This is a genomic window from Asticcacaulis sp. DW145 (assembly GCF_037101385.1).
GTDB lineage: Bacteria > Pseudomonadota > Alphaproteobacteria > Caulobacterales > Caulobacteraceae > Asticcacaulis > Asticcacaulis currens.
Genome location: NZ_AP029025.1, coordinates 213,179 through 232,293, shown reverse-complemented (window position 1 = coordinate 232,293; position 19,115 = coordinate 213,179). Strand labels below are relative to the sequence as shown.

Annotated in this window: 14 protein-coding genes and 1 pseudogene; 4 read left to right on the top strand and 11 right to left on the bottom strand. The window is 56.4% G+C overall.

The genetic code is table 11. The features are described 5' to 3' along the window. Window positions 1–14: 14 nt before the first annotated feature. Window positions 15–170 (bottom strand): annotated as a pseudogene (locus tag AACH73_RS12205) (ATP-binding protein); the annotation flags it as partial. Here AACH73_RS12205 and AACH73_RS12200 point away from each other — a divergent pair. Next, window positions 163–447 carry a hypothetical protein gene (locus AACH73_RS12200; RefSeq protein WP_338736093.1) on the top strand — a complete coding sequence of 95 codons (285 nt, stop codon included), beginning with the start codon at window positions 163–165 and terminating at the stop codon, window positions 445–447. The pseudogene AACH73_RS12205 and the gene AACH73_RS12200 overlap by 8 nt on opposite strands. A gap of 590 nt (window positions 448–1,037) precedes the next feature. On the opposite strand, the gene AACH73_RS12195 is transcribed toward AACH73_RS12200, so the two are convergent. The 5 genes from AACH73_RS12195 to AACH73_RS12175 form a co-directional block, all read right to left on the bottom strand. Further along, complete coding sequence (locus AACH73_RS12195; protein ID WP_338736092.1) at window positions 1,038–1,670, bottom strand: TIGR02466 family protein; 633 nt, start codon at window positions 1,668–1,670, stop codon at window positions 1,038–1,040. A gap of 11 nt (window positions 1,671–1,681) precedes the next feature. After that, window positions 1,682–2,305 carry a TIGR02466 family protein gene (locus AACH73_RS12190; protein ID WP_338736091.1) on the bottom strand — a complete coding sequence of 208 codons (624 nt, stop codon included), beginning with the start codon at window positions 2,303–2,305 and terminating at the stop codon, window positions 1,682–1,684. 120 nt (window positions 2,306–2,425) lie between these two features. Beyond that, complete coding sequence (locus tag AACH73_RS12185; RefSeq protein WP_338736090.1) at window positions 2,426–3,256, bottom strand: rhamnogalacturonan acetylesterase; 831 nt, start codon at window positions 3,254–3,256, stop codon at window positions 2,426–2,428. 73 nt (window positions 3,257–3,329) lie between these two features. Beyond that, on the bottom strand, window positions 3,330–4,433 hold the full coding sequence (locus AACH73_RS12180) for a pectinesterase family protein (RefSeq protein WP_338736089.1): 1,104 nt from the start codon (window positions 4,431–4,433) through the stop codon (window positions 3,330–3,332). 121 nt (window positions 4,434–4,554) lie between these two features. Continuing rightward, window positions 4,555–8,193 (bottom strand): TonB-dependent receptor, encoded by a 3,639-nt coding sequence (locus AACH73_RS12175; RefSeq protein WP_338736088.1) that lies wholly within the window; start codon window positions 8,191–8,193, stop codon window positions 4,555–4,557. Window positions 8,194–9,391: 1,198 nt separating this feature from the next. Here AACH73_RS12175 and AACH73_RS12170 point away from each other — a divergent pair. From AACH73_RS12170 to AACH73_RS12160, 3 genes are all read left to right on the top strand, one after another. After that, window positions 9,392–10,006, top strand: a complete 615-nt coding sequence (locus tag AACH73_RS12170; protein ID WP_338736087.1) for a hypothetical protein — start codon at window positions 9,392–9,394, stop codon at window positions 10,004–10,006. Window positions 10,007–10,019: 13 nt separating this feature from the next. Next, window positions 10,020–10,682, top strand: coding sequence for a hypothetical protein (locus AACH73_RS12165; protein WP_338736086.1), 663 nt, complete (start codon window positions 10,020–10,022; stop codon window positions 10,680–10,682). Window positions 10,683–10,956: 274 nt separating this feature from the next. Next, the gene (locus AACH73_RS12160) at window positions 10,957–11,991 is read left to right on the top strand and encodes a hypothetical protein (RefSeq protein ID WP_338736085.1); all 1,035 of its coding nucleotides are present in this window, start codon (window positions 10,957–10,959) and stop codon (window positions 11,989–11,991) included. Window positions 11,992–12,082: 91 nt separating this feature from the next. Here the strand turns inward: AACH73_RS12160 and AACH73_RS12155 are convergent, their stop codons facing one another. The 5 genes from AACH73_RS12155 to AACH73_RS12135 all read right to left on the bottom strand — a co-directional run bounded on the left by AACH73_RS12155 (window position 12,083) and on the right by AACH73_RS12135 (window position 19,087). Further along, window positions 12,083–12,634 (bottom strand): DUF3617 family protein, encoded by a 552-nt coding sequence (locus AACH73_RS12155; RefSeq protein ID WP_338736084.1) that lies wholly within the window; start codon window positions 12,632–12,634, stop codon window positions 12,083–12,085. A gap of 84 nt (window positions 12,635–12,718) precedes the next feature. Then, window positions 12,719–13,519 (bottom strand): hypothetical protein, encoded by an 801-nt coding sequence (locus AACH73_RS12150; protein WP_338736083.1) that lies wholly within the window; start codon window positions 13,517–13,519, stop codon window positions 12,719–12,721. A gap of 170 nt (window positions 13,520–13,689) precedes the next feature. Beyond that, window positions 13,690–14,355 (bottom strand): response regulator transcription factor, encoded by a 666-nt coding sequence (locus AACH73_RS12145; RefSeq protein ID WP_338736082.1) that lies wholly within the window; start codon window positions 14,353–14,355, stop codon window positions 13,690–13,692. 2 nt (window positions 14,356–14,357) lie between these two features. Further along, window positions 14,358–17,312, bottom strand: coding sequence for a two-component regulator propeller domain-containing protein (locus AACH73_RS12140; RefSeq protein WP_338736080.1), 2,955 nt, complete (start codon window positions 17,310–17,312; stop codon window positions 14,358–14,360). A 203-nt stretch (window positions 17,313–17,515) separates the two neighbouring features. Continuing rightward, window positions 17,516–19,087 carry a subtype B tannase gene (locus AACH73_RS12135; RefSeq protein ID WP_338736079.1) on the bottom strand — a complete coding sequence of 524 codons (1,572 nt, stop codon included), beginning with the start codon at window positions 19,085–19,087 and terminating at the stop codon, window positions 17,516–17,518. Window positions 19,088–19,115 lie beyond the last annotated feature (28 nt).

Here is a 19,115-nt window from a genome sequence, read left to right as displayed (position 1 = left end):
GTAAAGCCAAACTCCTACAGGCGCCGCTCACCCCGCTTCCGGCGCAATGACTCCCCTTTTAGATTTATCCGGTGCGACTGGTGCACAACACGATCCATCGTGGCGTCAGCAGTCGTCGGGTCGGGGAACAGATCGTGCCACGTCACCGGCGGGAACTGGCTCGTGACGATGAGGCCGCCGCCTCAACGGCGGCTTGAGCGGAATGATTCCAGTAGAAATCATTCCGCCATAGAGATCGCGGTGGTGGTTAAGGCGGGGCGGTGGCCAAAGCGCTATGACGCCGACATCACCGAGGACTGCGAGCGCGTCCTCGTCGCCCTGCTGCGCGGCCTCGGCCCGTGGAAGGACAGCGTCTATCTCGTCGGCGGTCTGGCGCCCCGCTATATTGTCAAACCCGATCCGGAGCGCCCTTTTCGAACTCGGCGACAGCGACGACTGGGAAGTTGAAAATGTGCGCCTGCTGCGTCAGCGCAAGATCAGCGACGCCGCCGACGCCCTTATCAAAGCCCTAGGAGGTGAGGCTGGCCCAAAGAAAAGCCGCGCACATCCGGCGCGGCCAAGTTTACAGGGAGGAAACGCCCAAGAAGGGCAATCGACGCAAAAGCATCGAACATGACCATTGTATAGTGCGGCGCAGCATAAACGCAAGACCGAGTTTGGCACCTCGCTATCAAGGTTGATTACAGGCAACATCCCCTTTGTGACCCAGAACAAGCGCCGAAGGATCTTTCGATCGATCGCCCAGAGCCCGAAACAGATGGGAAATTGCGCGTAGCCGTAGAAAAGCTTGCCTCAAAACTGCCACGCCTGGCCTTATTCAGGACCATAAGGCCTTCGCACAAGGGACAGGTAATGGCTTGTCCGCTTAGCGAGGTTTTTACCCCCGGTTACGGCGTGACCCGGAGTAGCGCATCAAATTATCTCTTGGCACTCTTAGTCCATTCGAATATCGAAAAAATCTTGGCTATTGCCAATAAATCAGTCCAACTTTTTATCCGTACCCCCAAGTCCAATTCGCCTCGAGGCAGGTCTTGAGCCTAGTCCTCGGCATCGATGTTAAAGCCAATAGAGACGGATGGATGGGTGGATAGATTTGCTGTGACCTCTTGGCGCAGCCAGCTCTCCCATAGAAGCAGCGTCCCGCGTTGCGGAATCACGGGCAAATAGGTTTGTCGATAGAGTCTGGCACTTGGCAGGCGTGGCGGCGCATGCATCATCATGCCGAGTCTAGGGTCTTCGAATTTCAACGCCCCTGAATTTTCCGGAACCGTGGTGTAGAGCGTGCCGGACAAAACGCTACCGACATGGATTTGGCTGGATCGCGCCCCATTGGGACCGATCAGACTTATCCACAGCCGGTTAACCCTTAATTTTCGGTCGCCTAACTGAAACTGTGTGCAATTGGCAAACAAGCTTGCCTGGTGCTCCACTACCTCTCTCAACTCGGCGAAGGCCTCGTCCCTTTCCGCTAAGTCCGGGATCGATTTCAAAGACGTGTAGCCGAGGTAACCAACGCGCTTTGAGAAATTCTGTCCTTCTAAATCGTCAAGAGCAAACCGGCGGCAGGCCTGATCCAACCGGGTAATCAGAGTTTCCGCTACCGTTCCTGCAAGCTCAACCTTATAGACCTCGGTTGCAAAGGCCGGCATCAGCGCTCCAGTATCCATCATTTTTCTATGACCTAGATATTGAGGTTGAAGCTGATGGAAAGCCGCGGCGAGACGCCCGTGTTGACACCCACTTGATGTCGTAGCCAACTTTCCCAAAGGAGAAGCGTCCCTCGCTTTGGCTTTACACTTACAAAAGTCTTTCGGAACTTTTCCGCGTTCGGCTTCCGCATTGGGGCATGCATCAACAATGGCTGGCGCGGGTCTTCCAAGTCCAGATCGCCTGATCCAGGCGGTGTTTCGAGGTACAGCGTACCGGAGAACGCATTCAAAGGGTGGTTATGGCCTGAGTGGGCGCCTCCCGGTTCAAGGATGTTGATCCACATATTGCAAACCTCAGGCGCTTTCCCGCCTAAATCCAGTTCCAAAAGATGCCCATAGATGTGCGCCTGATCCTCAACGAGAGTCTTGAGTTCAACGAAAGCGGGGTCGACGGTGCCTAGGTCAAGGATAGACCCATAAGAGGTATAGCCTTGATAGGTGTTGGCTTTAGACCAAGCCTGACCAGCCGTATCTTCAATTGCCACCCGACGGCAAGCGGCAGTTAGTTTCGTAAGAAGTGACGCGACCGAGGTGCCAGTTAGGTCAATTCGGTACACTTCCGTTACAAATACTTGCAACATAGAACCGGTAGGCATCTCTCGCATTTTTTCTCTGCAGTCCTTTATCAATAGTACGGCGAGGACCCTGCATATCCTCAAATCTTTCTGTATAGCGCCTGTGCCATGAGCAGCGCCCCTTTGGGCGAAAGATCTCTGCTATGGCTGTTTTAATACCAGCAGGGGGCGCATATCGGGGACCGCGAGCGCTAGTTCTCCTGCCACCATGTTTGCAAAGTAATCCGCGCCCTCGCGCCCCAAATGCGTGTCATCAAAAGACAGCTTCGGCACAAGGGTCGGGAGAGGTTCGCCCGGCTTCTTCTCGGGCTGAGTCCTTCCGGTCGGCTCTACCCCACGAGGCAATTGCGCAAAACGATCGGCAGCCTCCTGCCCCATCGACTGTACCGCCCTTGCGCTATCGGCATTGAGGTCGATCAGGGGTGCCTGCATTTCGGCGGCAATGCGGCGTACGGCCTGCGCCCACGGTGCGAGCGAATTCACGTGCTTGGTGCCTTCGAAAGCGCGGCGGGTCAACGGCGTTACGAGAATGGGCACGGCGCCAGCGGCTCTTGCCTCGCGCACATACTGGCGGATATATCCCGGAAACTCGGTCTCCAAATTGGTCGCTCGATCGGTGCCAGGTTGGTCATTATGGCCAAACTGAATAAGCACCCAGACCTTGCTGTAACCGGGTGTGCGCATTTCATTGAGCGCAACATCCCATGACCCTTCTTCAATATAGGTCCGCGAACTACGGCCCCCACGGGCCAAATTCACACAGTTAGCGAACGAACTGACATGGTAGCCGCAGAAGCTCGGCCCCCAGCCGCCAATCACCGCGGTTGTCGAGTCTCCGACAAGAATAATTTTGGAGGGATTTATTTTTTTAATTGCCGGTTTTGATACGGGCGTAACCCTGGGTTCAAGCGGCTGAGCCATCGCGGCTAATGGCCAGAGGAGCGTTACAGCGGCGAGATACTTGAACTTCATAACGGACTTCCTGTAGAACTGCGAGCAGTGATGGCCGCATTGTTTTCTGATTAGTAACGCAAAGGAGGCGTTGTTATACGGACCTTGGGTCCCAATCACCGAATAGATGTGGACGCGAAAGCGCCGCGGCCTCAGCGACAGACAGGGTTTGGCCGCGGCGAACGCCGCGGGCGCCCGGGCCTATATTGCGGAACTCACGAAAACGCGCCTCTTCGGGCTCGAACCACGTTTTGGGATTTCCATCGGAGCCGACGTACCACATGCGCGTCCAACCCGAAGGTGCGATATGACGGCCCAGATAGCAGTTAAGGTAGGCCGCCATTCCGACCGAGCGCGGGTCGCCCACGCGCTTGCCGTTTAGCGTTATAGATGCGCCGCGCCATGGACGGCCCAAAAAGACGCTGTAGTCGGGTACGCCGGCGTCAGCCGTTAATCGACACCTGGAAAACACCAGACCCGCCGATTGGTCGATCATAGTGCTGGGGGCGGCGACATAGCCTTCGATTGGATCGATTCTCGGCCTTGACCGGACCTCGCAGCGCTCGAACAGGACCGTGGCTCCACCAAAAATGAAATCGTAGCTCCCGGCGATGAGGCAACGTTCAAACAGAGCGCGTCCCTCGGCGCAGTAAAGTGTGTCCTGATGGCTGAGAATATGGCAGTTACGCACCACGGCCCGATCGCTCCCCCGACCCAGTGAAAGTGCGATGGCCTGCTGGCTGCCCCCCTCATCTGCACGTAAACCACCCGCACGACGCATCTCTGCGGGTGCGTCGAAAGCGTTTTCGATGGTCAGGTTTTCAATCCTGAAGCCTGGTGCCAGAACGTTGAGGGTGGCCGTACGGAAGGTTCCGTAGGGCTTTCCATCCGGTGCAAGCTTCCCGGCATAGGCGTCATTGGATAGGACGGTTTTCCCAATGCCGGCGCCGTAAATCTCTATGTTGGCTCGGCGGACCGTAGTTTGCGCTGCAAAGGTCCCCGCCCTGATGGCGATACGAAAGGGCGTCGTCATCCCTTGAGGAGCGGCGTCGACGGCGGCCTGAAGTGTGGAGTAGCTGCCCGGTTCCGCTTTTGAACTGACCACGGCATCGATGGCTTTGGTCTTGGCCTGTGCAGACAGGGGCACCAACGCCAGAAGTGCGAAAGACGCCGTTGTACGCCGTGTAATTTGCACCATTTTCGTTCCGTGTTTTGACAGAAGATAGAGGAAGCCCTTATGCAAAGGGCTTCCTCCAAGGTTCAGAGTGTGACAGGGAGATAGATCAAGAGCGGTTTGTCGGGCCGCTCTTGAATGCAGGTTACTGCATCTTGTAGACGATACCGACGTTGAAGCGTCGGCCGGCATACTGGACGTTCCACGCCGACTCCGGTGTGGCTTCAAGACCTCGGGCGGTACCCACGCGAACACTGGCTTGCTTCGTCAGGTTGCGGGCTTCCAGGAAGAATTCAACGTTTGAATTCACCTTGTGGGAGACCTTGGCGTCAAGGTAACCATAGGCTTGGTTATAATAGGCCTCGCCGGGATTGTATGGCAGCGCCGCGAAGCTCAGGGGGTTAGTGCTTGGCCATGCATAAGATGGACGACGATCCACGCCACAGTTGGACATACACTCCAGTACATTCGACCGCTTCTGATAGGCAAGACGCGCGCTCGTCTTGCCGTCATCGTACCACACCGCAAGATTTGCGAAGTAGTCCGGGCGGCCCTGAGACCCGAGGCTGGTCCCGGTTATCAGGTCAGTAAAGCCGGCGGCGCCCTTCGACTTGTTAGTCGAGTAGTTAAAGTCGACCCCTGTGTAGCGCAAGCGCCACGGCAGAAAGGTGAATGCTGACTTCGTTGAGAACTCCCACCCGGACTGGGTCTCACCCGGTTGGTTGATGTAGGTGCTATAGGTGAACTGGAAATCTGAGAGAGGCCGGCCTGTAACCGGGTCGACTTCGTCAGTGCCCTCGAACACCCTCTGGTCTGTCAGAAGAAGACGCAACGGCTTGCCGATCTTCACCTTCTGGCGATAGTAGGCCAAAGAGACATAGGTGTCTTTGTTGACATACCATTCGATCGCTGTGTTGTTCTTCGTCGCCGTGTAAGGCTTCAGGTCTGGGTTACCGAAGGTGGTGCAGTTTTGATCCACATCGGAAATGCCTTGGTCGGCCGGCGCTTCCGTACGCTCATCGACCGTACAGGCACCTGCGGGGAACAGATACGTGACAGCGGGACGCGATACCGTCTTTGCCCAATTGTATCGAATGACCACCTTGTCCGGCACGGCCCAGAGGGCAGCGTTATAGCTCGGCAACCAGTCGGCATATGAGCGTGAAACTGCAACTGGCTTATTTATCGTGGTCGTGGTGACGCGATTATAACCGTTCGTTTCATTCCAGTCCGTGTTGACGTTGCCGGTATTAACGTTTTTGCGTGTCGAGTTCAACGAGACGAAGCCGCTGCCTTGCACCGTTGAAAAGACCGCGCGTACACCAAAATTCCCTTCGAAGGACATGTCGAACGGCAGCTTTTGTTCGAAATCGAACATGTAATACGCGGCAGTAACCGTCTCCGCTGAGAAGTCTGTGGGCTTATTATACAGGTTCCCGTCCGAACCTTTGCAGACCTTGACGCAGGCAAAATTATAGTTTGCAGCCGCCGGCGTCAGTGAAATAAGCTTTGCCAGATCGAGGCTGTTCCATTGGGTACTTTCTAGGCCTTCGTAACCGGGAAAGAAGGGGGCACCATTATTATCCCAGACGCTTTGGCTGATCAGCGACAGTAGGTCTGCCCGGGGCATGGTGTGTACACCATGCATCCAAGTGGTTGACGTTGCGGTCATGGCGTTAGGAACGTAACCATATACGCAGGCATTAAGCGCGGTCGTGGTGGGCTGGTTTTCACACGCCCTTAGATTGCTCTGGTAGTCCGAAGTCGGCACGCTTACACCAGCCTTCGGAATGAAACCCGCGCCCCTCCAGACCTGAGTGTCGATCGCCCGGTACTGAACACCGGCCTTGAAACGCTTCAGTATTGGGAAGTCATCCATGCGGTAGGTTAGATCGAGCTTGGCCTGATCTTCCTGACCTGCGGTAATACGCGGGCGCCATCCCAAGCCTACCACATCACTGTATTGGGCTACTTGCGATGCTGTAGTGCCTGTAGCCGGGAGCAACGGCATATATTGCGAGATATCATTCGGGTCGAAGTTTGACGGCAGGTCGATCTTCCAGGAACCGTCAGATGTGGCCGACATCTTGGCGCCATAGAGGTAAGCTCTGACGGACGAGCGCAGATCATAACGCGTATGACCGGATTTCGTCCGGCTTGCCATGAAATCGATCTGAAGGGGGCCATCCTTATAATTGGCGCCGGTCTGGAGATAGGAGGTGTCGAACGTCTGGGTGTTAAGAATGTGGTCGATCAGGTATTCGCCACGCCCAAGCGTAAGCGATGTCACGTGGTGCTTACCGTCCAATGTCACCGAACCCGGCACGACGTTGATCGCCTGGCCCATCACCGGAAAGCCGTTATTGGTCGTAACAGCGCCTGCAGTATTATCAAGACCGCGCCAGGCTGTTACCTGATTGGGATTATACAGGTAGTAACCGTCACCCGCGATGATTTGATCACGAGAGTTGAAAGGGAATGTTGTATTATTGACGAGGGTAAAGGCGTTTCTCCATGACAACCCACTACCATTTGAGTCGACATCGATATCGATATTGCCCTGGCTACGATTAGAACGCCATTGGTTCATTTTACGATTGGATTGCTGGTACTTGACGAAAGTCGTCAATTTGTCGTTAACGCGATAATCCAAACGAATATCCCAGGACAAACGGTCTTCATATTGGCGTTCAATCGCGTCACGCACCTGACCCGGCGTATAATCGTTCCACTGGTTCAAGCAGGTCAAAAGCTCGCCAATGCGGACATTCTGAGCGTCTCGACGGTTGACTCCGCTGTTGACTGCTGTCGAGATTACCGCGAGTTGCGACTCTGTGTAGAGTGGGAACGCCGCTTCACATTCTGACTTGGTCTTCGCATTAGCCGCTAAGGTAACCGTCTGAAGGGGCGTGTTCGTGTTGAACTTACCACTGCCGCTTACAAGGTCGTAGGAGCCGATAGGTACATTAGCCAGCGAGCCCCCAACGGTCGCTGGATTGAACTGAACTGTCTTTTCCGGTGAATTGTCGAAATCTGCCAGTCGGTAATACCCCTGGTCAAAATTATCCATTGAAGTCTGATGGCTCTCGTTCAACACCTTCCGGTAAGACAAATTGCCGGTTATCCCAAGGCGCCCGTTGAAAAATTTGCGCGACGCTACGATCCCGATATCCGGCGCCCACTTCTCATTCAGCGAATTGCGTTCGTTACCGAGGCGCATCTGGAAATAGGGCTTCTTGAAGTCGAGGCCGGTACGCGTCTGGATAGACACTGTGCCACCCAGGCCACCTTCGGTCTGATCCGCCGTGGCACCCTTGACGACATCAACGCTTTTGATCAGGTCGGCGGGTAGTTCGCGAAGATCGGCCGCGCGACCGCCTGGTTGGTTAAGGGCCAGATCGGCACCGGACGGCGCTGTCGACATGCCATCAAGCTCAACACGCGTTAGATCTGCCGTATTACCTCGTAGAGTGATGCCCTCGCCTTCACCCGTTTCACCACGGGTAATGCCGACGCCAGCTACGCGTGACAAGGCTTCGTTGATATTTCGGTCTGGAAAAGAACCAACATCTTCAGCGACAATCGAATCCGTTGCGGTCTTCGCCTTTTTCTTGCGATCAATCGCGCTCTGTTGCGACGCGCGCACGCCGACGACGACGACTTCCTGAACATCCTCCCCGGCTTGTTGTGCCAACGCCATTCCGCTCGTCGCCCCAATTACCAGCATCGATAGCGCTGTGCTGGTCAGCAGATATTTTGTGTACTTTCTGGATGATTTTTGCATAGTCCGCCCTTTTTCGTCATTTGGTGACGTTTTTAATTGTTGGATCTGTCGTTCAACTGTGATCCGTCTGTCTGCGCCGCCTCAACAGCGCCAACCTTGGCGTTCGGCGCACACCCCTTCGATCGCCTCTCCTCGGGGGAAGCGTCGACATCCGAGATGCGCATGAACTGATCCGCACAACGGCAACAGCGCCCTAAGACGGCATGCACGATAATGTGCCGCCGTTTCCGCCGTTACTCAGTGGTGGAGAATCCGGGCGTTAGCCCGTTTTGATGATTTTACTGTCCGCTTCCATTTTCCCCTCCCAGGGATGCGTCTTGGCGCAATTTTTTTGTTTTTTGTCAAAGGTGCAACTTACTGACGTTAGCGATCGTAGCGACGACCAAAACACATTCAACATGAATTTACGTTAAATGTGAAATATAAGAGTCATTATTGCAATAATGCCACAAATAAAGATTGTATTTATCATTCTAGGAACAACAAATCGTAGTTCGCATATGACAAACGCAAACGGTCTAAACATTTTTGTATTATAAAAAACAACACGCGTACTATACAGGCATATGAAACCCCCTCCCCTTATTATCAACCGTGACCCGTCACAACACGTCGGGTCAACATAAGGCTTTTTGGCATTTCCAACGCTTCACAAATGTAGTCGAAGCCACGCGCCACCGTTTGTCGTCTGCGCTCACTTTATGACTCTGCCATTTTAAAACGTGTGGCCACGCGTTTTTGGGGCATCGCGTTCGCATCAAGATACCGGTGTCATGCACCGCTATTGATTAAGACTGCGTCGGCAGGCATTCCCGACATCGCGGCTTAAATTTTTTAAAAAAGTATTTCAGAGGTCCGGGGCCTATCCAATGCCGGACGGGACTTTTGATACTCACAGAATCGAGATGGAGGTCATCTGAGCAACAGGCCGAATGCATATCTGCGACTTCTACATTCCATGCGCAAGCTCACCTGCGATTAGTGGCCGGTCTATAGATATCGGTGACTCCGTAGATGGCGAAATCCGCACTCGGGATGACATCGTCAGCAACGAACCCCGTTCTCTTGGGCCCGCGCCTCTACCGTCACTTTGACAGTTTATTTGCGCACCATACTGTGAAACCGCATGGACATGCGGTTGCCGATATCTAAGCGGCTACTTCATTCTGGACTCAAAATCTGCAACGAGAGGGACATTATGGAAAGTCCAGTAAAATCCAAAATCGCCCCCTCTCTAAAAGCTAGTGAACTCCTGAAAGGGGCGGTTTACAAACCCGCCCTTTCGCCTGCGCCGCGATTCACGCGCCTGACGCCCGCTCAGAAGTCCAGGGGCCTTACGCAACTCGTGGCCGAACTCAATGCCCCTGAGCTGGGGAGCCCGGTTCTGATCACACCGGTTCACCCTCAGCCCGACCCGGCGGTCAGGCTGATCCATTCGGGAAAGATGAACAGAGCCGGTTTTTATCTGGCCGGATGGAAGGATCTGGGTGATCAGGTCTACACCTCGCTGACCATCAGACCGAAGGCCATTCGTCCAATCCTGATCACCGTCTATGTCGATGCCCTGCCCGACATTGTAACCTACTCAGAAAGCGTTAGCCCCGGTCACGGCATTCAGAACGTCCTGAATATAGGCGACGATCTGGCAGGCCCTGATTCCCCCTATGCCGCGCATCCCTGCGCCGCCAGCGAAACCGGCCTCATCCTCAATCACGCCCTCACCCCCCGCACCCTGTCCAAGCCTATACAGGTCAAACTCAAGGCCCGCGGCCTTTTCTGCATCTCGGCCATCGAGATTACCCCTGTCCTCTGATCCGGAGCCAGCCATGTCCCTGATTGATCGCCGAACTGCCTTAACCGGCATGGTGGCCCTGCCTTTGATGGCGGCACAGGCCTTTGCGGCTGCACCGGCCGGAAATAACGCAGGTGCCGGTTTTCGCCCCTTGTCTGCCGCCGACAAGGTAAAAGAGGCAAGCAAACTTGGGTTTACAACCACCCGGACACTGGGGCAGACCGTCATCATCACCCCTTCGGCTCCCTACCCATCGCCTGCCGTCGATTTTGAGATGTATGGGCAACTGACTGAGCGGGGCTTTGTCCTCAGTAACGACCAACGCTTTGACTATCCAGGCTTCTCCGATAGCTTCATCGGTGGCCAGCGCGTCCTTTTGGAAAAATTTCAGACGTTCACCGTCAACATTACCCCATCGGCATTGAAACCCATCTTGCTGACCCTTCATGTGTCAAGCGAACCCAGAACGGCGGCAGGCGCGTCATCGACGGCTGAAATCACCCTGATATCGAGGGACTCTTCGGGGTTTCTGGGAGAAACGACGGCGCCGTTCCCCGCCTTATGCTCAGATCATATCGTAAGCTTCGTGACCACGCCTACCAACCTGAGAACTCCTGTCTCAGTGAGCGGTCTTATTACTAAATCCAACAATGAGCGGACCCTTATATCGGCGATTGAAATAACGCCTCTGCTCTAACCCGGACGCAAAGCGAATGGCTGCGTGGCGGGTAATGCTAAGGGCTGTGAACCACATGCTTATGCAGTTGGCTGTGCCCGATGAGTCCATAAACTTATTCATGAATTCAATTCAGGAGGGAATAATGTCTCGCTATCTCAGATCGCTCGGTTTCGGAATGGTTGCTTTGATGTCCATGGTTAGCGCCAGCGCGGCCACAGGCCAAACACCTGTCGTCAAAAAACCGCTTAAGGTCCCAACGGACGTTGCGCAAAGCCTTACGAATACGAAGCGAATGACCCGGTTTGATCCCGCAGTGAACGGGTTCCACTTTAGAAACTCCTTCCAAACGGTCACAGGCGTCTTCGACATCACCACGGGTGGTCTGTGCGGCGGTATGGTCTATGCCGCACTGGATTATTTCAACAAGGGGCAGGCGGCACCGGCTCAAACCTATACCCCCGTCAACGGGACGCAGTTGCAGAGCTACATATATGCCCGTCACATGACGTCGCTTGAGCGAGCCATGCCGAAGTGGGTCGAACTGCATGCCAATCCGTTGGGCGCCCGTAACGCTGAGTTCTTCAACTGGGGGCTTCAGGGTACTGGCGGCGGACGGCTTCAGGAGCTACGGACGGAAATAGACGCCGGACGTCCGGTCCCTTTGGGTCTTAAATCGCTGGATGCAGACCCCTCGAATGACCACGTCGTGCTGGCCATCGGCTACGATATGGGCCGCTATCGCGGCGACCTTGGCGCCAACAAGGAAGACCTGAAAATATTCATCTATGATCCCAATTCCGGCAATCGGAAGGTCGCGCTTTATCCCGTCCCATCTGAAGCGAAATACTGCATGGACGGTGCCAATGGCACCAAATGCTTCCGGACCTATTTTGTGATGAAAAATGCCTGGACGCCCCAGACGCCCCCCGCCATCAGCGACCATCCCAAAGAACTCATCCTGACCCTTGGGACCGGTGGAGATGATCTGCGCGGTGGCAACGACAATCTGAGTGTCAGCCTGAATCTGAAAAATGGCAGCCGCATTGAGGCGTCTAACGTCAATATGGGTCAGAGGTGGATCGACCATTCCGATCAGACCGTCGGCGTAAGTTTGCCTGAGGGCCTTGCGCCACAGGATATCCAGTCTGTGACCCTGAAAACCTCGTTTGGAGGCGGCATGGGCGGGGATAACTGGAACCTTGATACTCTGACCATGATCTTTCGCGACAATGGCGTCAATCAGGCCCGATGCACCTTAAACGGGTCGCCGCTGACCCGCTTTACGGGTGATCGCAAGAGCGAAACCTACCCGTTTCCGTGCCGTTGAACGGTTTGGAGGGGGAAACCACGAAAAAGAAGCGCCTCAGGCCCTATGCCTGGAGGCGCTTCTTCGATGTAGCCTTCTCGGTGTGGCCCGCCTAACGCTGTAGCGTGCCCTCGCTAATGCCTTCGGGGCATGGTCCCTCATAAACCCCTTCTGCCGTTGTTTTCATCTCCGGCATTCCGGGGCGGGCCGGTTCAAAACGCATCTGCGTCACCTGCGTAAATCGGGTGTCGCCGTGGGGGGTGATGGTCTGAAGAATGTTCATCTGCCCGCCCCCGGCCTTGCAACGGGCGTCCACGATGATTGACCCGCCTTCCTGGCGGGCGGTCACGCTGTCGCAGCCTTTTGAATGGCTGGTGAAACCTCCTGAAAACGCCTTGCCATAGTCCTTTCCGATGCAGACCCTAGCGTTCATCCCCATTGGTCCCTGCCCTGTCACGCTGATGGCCCAAAGGCCACTTTTGAGCAAAGTTCCCGGATTGACGGCGGAGGTTGCCGCTGCCGTCTGACCACCCGTCGCCGAAGATGCGGCCGTAGGGGTCTTTTTCTCACTAATCCCGGCCTCACCCTCGGAGGGTTTGCCGCAGGCGGCGATCGACGCCACAATTACACAAACGACCAGCCCCTTAATGGCTTGTTGCTTCATCTCAGTCTCCCGAAAAGCATTTGCTAGAAGTAAATAAAAACAATTGTTTGAACCAGGGGAGGCGCTCAGTCCGATACACTGAACCTAATCCACCGTCGCAAAGTGCACACGCCAGCGTAAGGCCACGGGCCCTTTGGGCCCTTCGAGAATGACTCGCGGCTCAGCACTTTGCAGTTCAATACCCAGCGCCGTGGCGACAACATCTGGTCGTTTGGGCAGGAATTCAAAACCCGTCAGCACACGCTTTTCAGACGCCCGCACGGCCCCTATCTGCGGTGCCGGCACGGTCAGACTGTCGGCAGGCGTACCTTCAACTGTTATCTTACGGCGGAGGCGTTCGGACGGGACAAGCACATAACTGATCTCGGCCTCCCAGGGCTGCCCGTTTCGCAGCACCAGTTCGACATGGCGGCCGTCATCGGCAAGTGTCAGGGAAAATGCCCGCAGAGGCCCGGTGGCCCGTGGACTGCGAATGTCAAACCCCTGAAGTACCGCCACATGACCCTCAGGCACATCTATGGCACCTGACGCGCGCGACCGGCCCTTAAGCCGGATAACACGCCGTTCAAATGTACCGGCCCACCAGTGGGCCTGAGCGGTAAATCTGAAAGTCTGATCCCCCTGACGCAGGCTCAGCCGCGCAACGGAGGACTCCGCAGTCACGGCCAGATGAGACCATCCCGGTGCGCTTGTCTGCGCTCTGAACAAAAAGCCCGAAAGAGCCGGCTGACTTGCCGGTCCCAGTGAAAGGGCGCGGCGCACCTCGCCTTCAGCCCCTTCCGCGTACACACTCACCGGTTCGGAGTAACCGGGGGCATAGGGCATGAGCGCGGGCCTTGCAGGCTCAGCCATGACCGGCGACGCCATCAGTAATAGTCCGATCATACACAGGAGACGCTGTGAGACACATGGAAACATAGAGGCCCTGACCACAGGCGTAAGCTTTGTTGCGCACAATCCTACACCATATGCGTCCCCGCAGAACCGCATATACATGTGGTTGCCACCCGTTTACGCGCCTGCATTCCCTCTCGCGGTCTCAACCCGTCTCTGCCTCAGATCAGACGCAAGGTTAGCGCTTTTGCCACGGCCTGAGCGGCGCACTGCACCTCAAGCGCAGTGTATATTTTGCGGATGTGCCAGCGGACCGTATCCAAAGAGATGTTCAGCCCCTGCGCGGCCTCCTGATAGGACTGCCCCTCACTTAGCGCCCTGAGTATCGCGACCTGACGGGCACTCAGGGTCGCGGACGGCGGGTGGGCAACCGGCTGGGGTGAAAGCAGGCGAACAGCGTCAATAAGGGTTCGGGTTAGACCAGGGGAAAGCCCCGCGCCATGACGCGTCGCCTGAGAGATGTCCTGAAGCAAGGTCTCTGGGTCACTCCCCTTCAGCAGATAGCCATCGGCTCCGCCGCTAACCGCTGCCATAACCTGAGCGGGTTCATCGTAGATGGTCAGCATGAAGACGCAGGTCAGCGGCCACTGCGCCTTGACCGCACTCAGGAGTTCGAGCCCGTTCATTCGGGGCATGTTCAGATCCATCAGGACGAGATCACAGAGCGTCTCAGCACCGGGTGCCGACTTCGCCCAGCGCATAAATTGGTCGGCGTCGGCAAAGAGACTGATGCGCTCAAACAGATGAGCGGCCCGCATAAGGGTGCGCAGGCTTTCCCGGAAAGCCGTGTCATCGTCCACGATGATCAGGTGACGCTCCTGTCCCAACTCTACCCCTCCTTCGTCCCTCTGCGGGTAGCGCGCCCAAGGATCATATTCGCCCCCTTCTTCAGAAAACCCACAAGCGCTAATACAGGTCGAATGCCAAACTTTGATACCTCCGCAATGGCGTCCGGGCGGTCAGATACTGATTTAAACTTTGAGGGCAAAAAAAGCAGACGGATACGCGTTCCGCCCAGAGAGCGGCTGTCTACATTAAGCCGGGCCCCCACAGCCTCGGCCCGCTGCCGCATGTGCATCATGCCCGAACCGAGTCCTTCCTCCCCCATACCCTTTCCATTGTCCTCGACACACAGTTCCCAGAGGCTTCCCCCCTCAGCTTCTGGCCTTAGACGAATGATCACTTCAGAGGCCAGAGCATGCTTTTTGATATTGGTGAGGGCCTCCATAAGGATCAGGAGAAGCTGACGTCGCAGATGGGCATGGAAATAGACGCCCTTCGCATCAGTGACGAGGTCGAGATGCACTCGCGGCGTTGGTGTCGGCATCAGACTGCGGGCCTGAGAGGCGACCTCCCATGCGAAGCGGTCGGCGTCCGCCGCCTGCACTGCAAGGGTTTGCCCCAGATTGCGCAGGCTCAGCCCGCTGCGGTGCGCCAGACTGGCTATCTGGGAGGTAAGGCTGTCGGCATCGCCCGTCTCGCGGCCATAGCGCGCCGCCGTGGCCAGCATGGCGATGCTGCTCAGGGAGGCCCCCAACTCGTCGTGAAGATCCATAGCAATGCGGGTGCGTTGTCGTTCAAGCGCCAACAGATGCCGCACACGTAAATAGTAGGCCCCCCACAGAAGCCCCACGCAGATGCCGGCATAACAGATCAGTGCCGGCAGGCTCTGGAACCACGGCGGCACCACCTTTACCTGCACCTCCGCTGGTGGGGTCCACTGAGCGCCGTCCTGGGACGCGGAAATCTGTAACCGGTAGTCTCCCGGTCTGGGGCGCGTCCATTGAAGTCGCGTCTGGTGTCCCAGATCAGTCCAGCGCTGGTCCGGCCCGGACCGATACCGATAGGTAACAAGATTGGCTTGTTTGTAAGACAGGGCCGTGAAGACAATCTCCATCAACGCGTTCTGAGGCTTCATCAGAAACTGTCCGTGGCTCACGGCACGCCCATCGACGTTCACCTGAAGGATGCGCACACCCTTAACCACCGGTTGGGCGGACCGCGCCGCTGCCGGTATGCGCCAAACGCCGTTATTGCCCGCAATCCATAAATCGCCGGTTGCGGTTTCGATCACATCCTTGGCGCTGTTGCCGGCCAGTCCCTGCGCGGTGGCCGGGGCTTCCAGAGTCTGCCATCCTTCCCGGCAATTCCGACAGGGGGCGATACGCAGCAGCGTCCCCTTGCCGGAAATCCAGTATCCGCCCCGAGGGCTTGGGCGTATGTGCAGCAGCCCCTGTCCGGGGGTCTCGGTGCTGCCGACCAGATCGCGCCACTGACCGTTCACCACTTCGGAGACGCCCGACGGAGCCTTTTCCGGCCGATCCGATTCCTTGATCACCCAAAGCCGCCCGTCAGGCAGTTCAGCGCCGTCAAAGACCCGCTCATAATCGCGCGGCCGAAAACACCGCTCATAAATCCGCATCTGCGGCCGCCACAGGCAGGTGGTAAAGCCATCCGACAGCCAGAAGCCGCTCTCATGCGAAGGCCACAGAGCCACAAACCCCACCCTCTTGCCAAATCCGTAGAGCGCAAGGCGATAACCGCCATTACCTTCACGGACAAACAGGCCTTCGCTGGCCGCCAGCCACTGCGCGCCACTCTCATCGGTGTAGCAACCCCAGATTTCAGCATCCGGTACCGGCTGACTGTAAGGGCCTCCCCGTTGTCCGCTTTCGCTCACATGCCAGACCAGACGGCCATCGCTGCACACGACGCCTTTTGCCCCCGGCAAAGTCTCGGCGCGAAGGCCTCCCTCTATGCGCGAAAACCGGTTGGCACCATACTTCCAGGACGTCACCCAAACATCCTTCGGGCCGGCGAAAAGGCGATAGACATGGTTGACCTTCAGTCCCTGAGGCTCCTGCCAGTTGGCGGTCTCCGGTTCCGGAAAGCGCAAAAGGCGTGTGAATGTTCCCAGCCAGAGACTGTTTTCCCGATCCACCAGAAGAGGACCGCCACTGTTTATGCCTTCGCTTTGCTGCATCAGCCGCGTGCGATTTTCAGCGCTTACGGACAAAAGATAGGTATCCGAAGACAGCCACAAGGTGCCATTACGCATCACCCAGGACAGAAAGCGCCCTTCCGGACGTTTGAGGTTGCGCACCCTGCCCTTTTCAATGAGCCAGAGATCGTCGCTTCCTTTGTCCGCGGAAACCCCCGCCACAAACAGACTATGGGCATCACGGCGGATGATGGCAGTCAGATGCCGCGCCTGTATCACTCTTTGCCCGCCGGTTCTGGTGATCAGATAAGCCCCTTCGCCAGTAATCACGCCCAACTCATCGCCGGTATTCAGCGCGAAAACCCGGCGCACTTTTTGCGAACCGTGCCAGGCCGCCGCCAACGCCCGCCAGCCACTTTTTTCCCGAATCCAGATACGCCCGTCTCTGACAGCGATCAGCCTGCCCGCTGCGTCAAGAGCAATGCTTGAGGCATAAAGAGAAGTTCCGTCAGGCCCGGTTACCGCTCTCGCCTGCCCCCTGCACATACGGTAGATGAGGCGCGCTCTTGTCCTGAAGAATACACAGCCCTCCGGCGCGGTCTGCATATCCAGAATATAGCCAGGATTAAACCAGTGCTGAAACCTGACGCCATCATAGCGGATCAGGCCACTGTCGGCACCGATCCAGATAAAGCCGTCCCCGTCCTGCGCAAGGGCACTGACCTCGCCGTCATTTAGTCCCTGATCCTGTGTGTAGGACTCAAAAAAAGCGGCCTGAGCCAGCGCAACGGGCGGCCATAGGCAAAAGAGGGCGATAATTGCGTGCCTTATCAGCCTTGACATACGCCTCCGCTGCACAAGCCGGCCCCTTGTGCGAGACCTCGGATGAGCGGACGCTATCATCTGATCAGTCGGTTCAAAATCCCTAATATTTGGGAGCAAACATCTGAGCCGACACAAATGCCGCAACATTGCCCTAGTGGCTGGTTGCCTCTCAGACAGGCCTACCCGTATGGCGGTCGTTCATCGTCAATCGCTCAAGACGTTTAGCCGCGCATGCGGGTATCTTTGTTGAGACGAGACACCCATTTGACGAACGCATCCGCGTCTTCATTCGCGCCATGTCCGCCATCCCAGTACATCGCCGAATTGACTTTCCGCTTATTTGCCGAAAGGGCCGCTGCCAGATTTCCAACGATGGAGAGTGACGTGTCAGAGTCCTTGGTCCCGACGCGTATCCACCAATGCTTGGCCGTAGAGACGTCGGATTTTCCGATAAAAAACATGGGGTTCATCAGATCAAGCAAGGCCGGAATATCGGCGTCAATCGCGGTTTTCCCGGTGTTATGTATTTGACTGAACGACGTGAAATGTCTGGCCTTTGTCTTATCGCGACCAAACAGGTTGTTCTCACCCGAAGACAGGTCAAACGCGTCGAAGGCGGGTAGCCCTTTTTTGCGCGCCCCGACATGCGATAGGAAATCGGTCCAGCCAAAGCGCGCCTGATTGGCCTTCCAGCGAATATGTGGATTTCTGGTGAGATACGCGGCCCGATCCTCTGACGATAGCTTCGCCAGATATTGTGTGGCGGCAGGCTGAAGATACGTTTTGAGCAGATAGTCTGAATAGTTGGCTGAGGTTAGAGGCCCAAAGCCACCAAGGCCCTTGAGTTTCAGGGAAGACTGGTAGGCCGCAAAACCGTTTTTCAACTGAGCCGACAGGTTCTGATCCACTGTGTTGCCGGTGCTGAGTGGGTTCGCCCCCCAGTTCCACTCATACGCCATATCGGCGTGTTCAAGATCAGCGATCGGACACCACGAACCGACAGCAAAGATCGCATCGCTGGCGTCCGCTGCACCTATGGCCTCCAGATAGGGCGCAAACAATGGGCTGTCGCCTGACGCCCCAAGCAAGGCGGACAAGGCACCGCCGGCGCTTGTACCGGAAGAGACAATCCGATCTGTATCGCCTGGAATACGGCCTTTGTTAAAACGCACGTATTTTACGGCGGCCTTAAGATCCACGATCGCCGCAGGGGCCACCCCGTAATAGGTTCCAGCCGCATCGGTGAGGGTTCGCCCACGAGCACCAGGTTCCACAACAGTCAGCCCGGCGGCCAGCGCCAACTCGGCATTCGAAACGCGCTTGCCTCCGGCGATCATCGCGTTCCCGCCACTTTGAACCTCACCGCCTATCCCGGTCGGAGCAACGCCTTGGGGTGGGGCTTGCATTCCCATTGGCGGCAGGCCGCGCATGGGCGCGCCGCCAATACCGGTAGCGTCGGCGACGGATGAGGGCATATAGCCGCCCACGGAGTTTGAGAACAAAATGGGTGAGCCCGAACTATCCACGCGTTTGCCATCGATGCTGACCGGAACGCTGATATTTAGGCTCTGATAGGCAACATCGATAGGCTCAGAGACATAGGGAATGGCTTTATAAAAGCGATACGTTACGACCCTCTCGCCTTTGGCTGTAGTGATCGTCTTTTTAAGCTCGGTGAAGTCGTCGGCGTTAAACACCAGACGGGAAGTCTCAGCGCATGCCGCACGTAAAGCCGTGCCACTAAAGATACCTGCAGCAAGCGTAGCCTGCATCAAACGACGACGGTCAATCATTTTGTGTTCCTCTCAGGAAAGCTTCGTT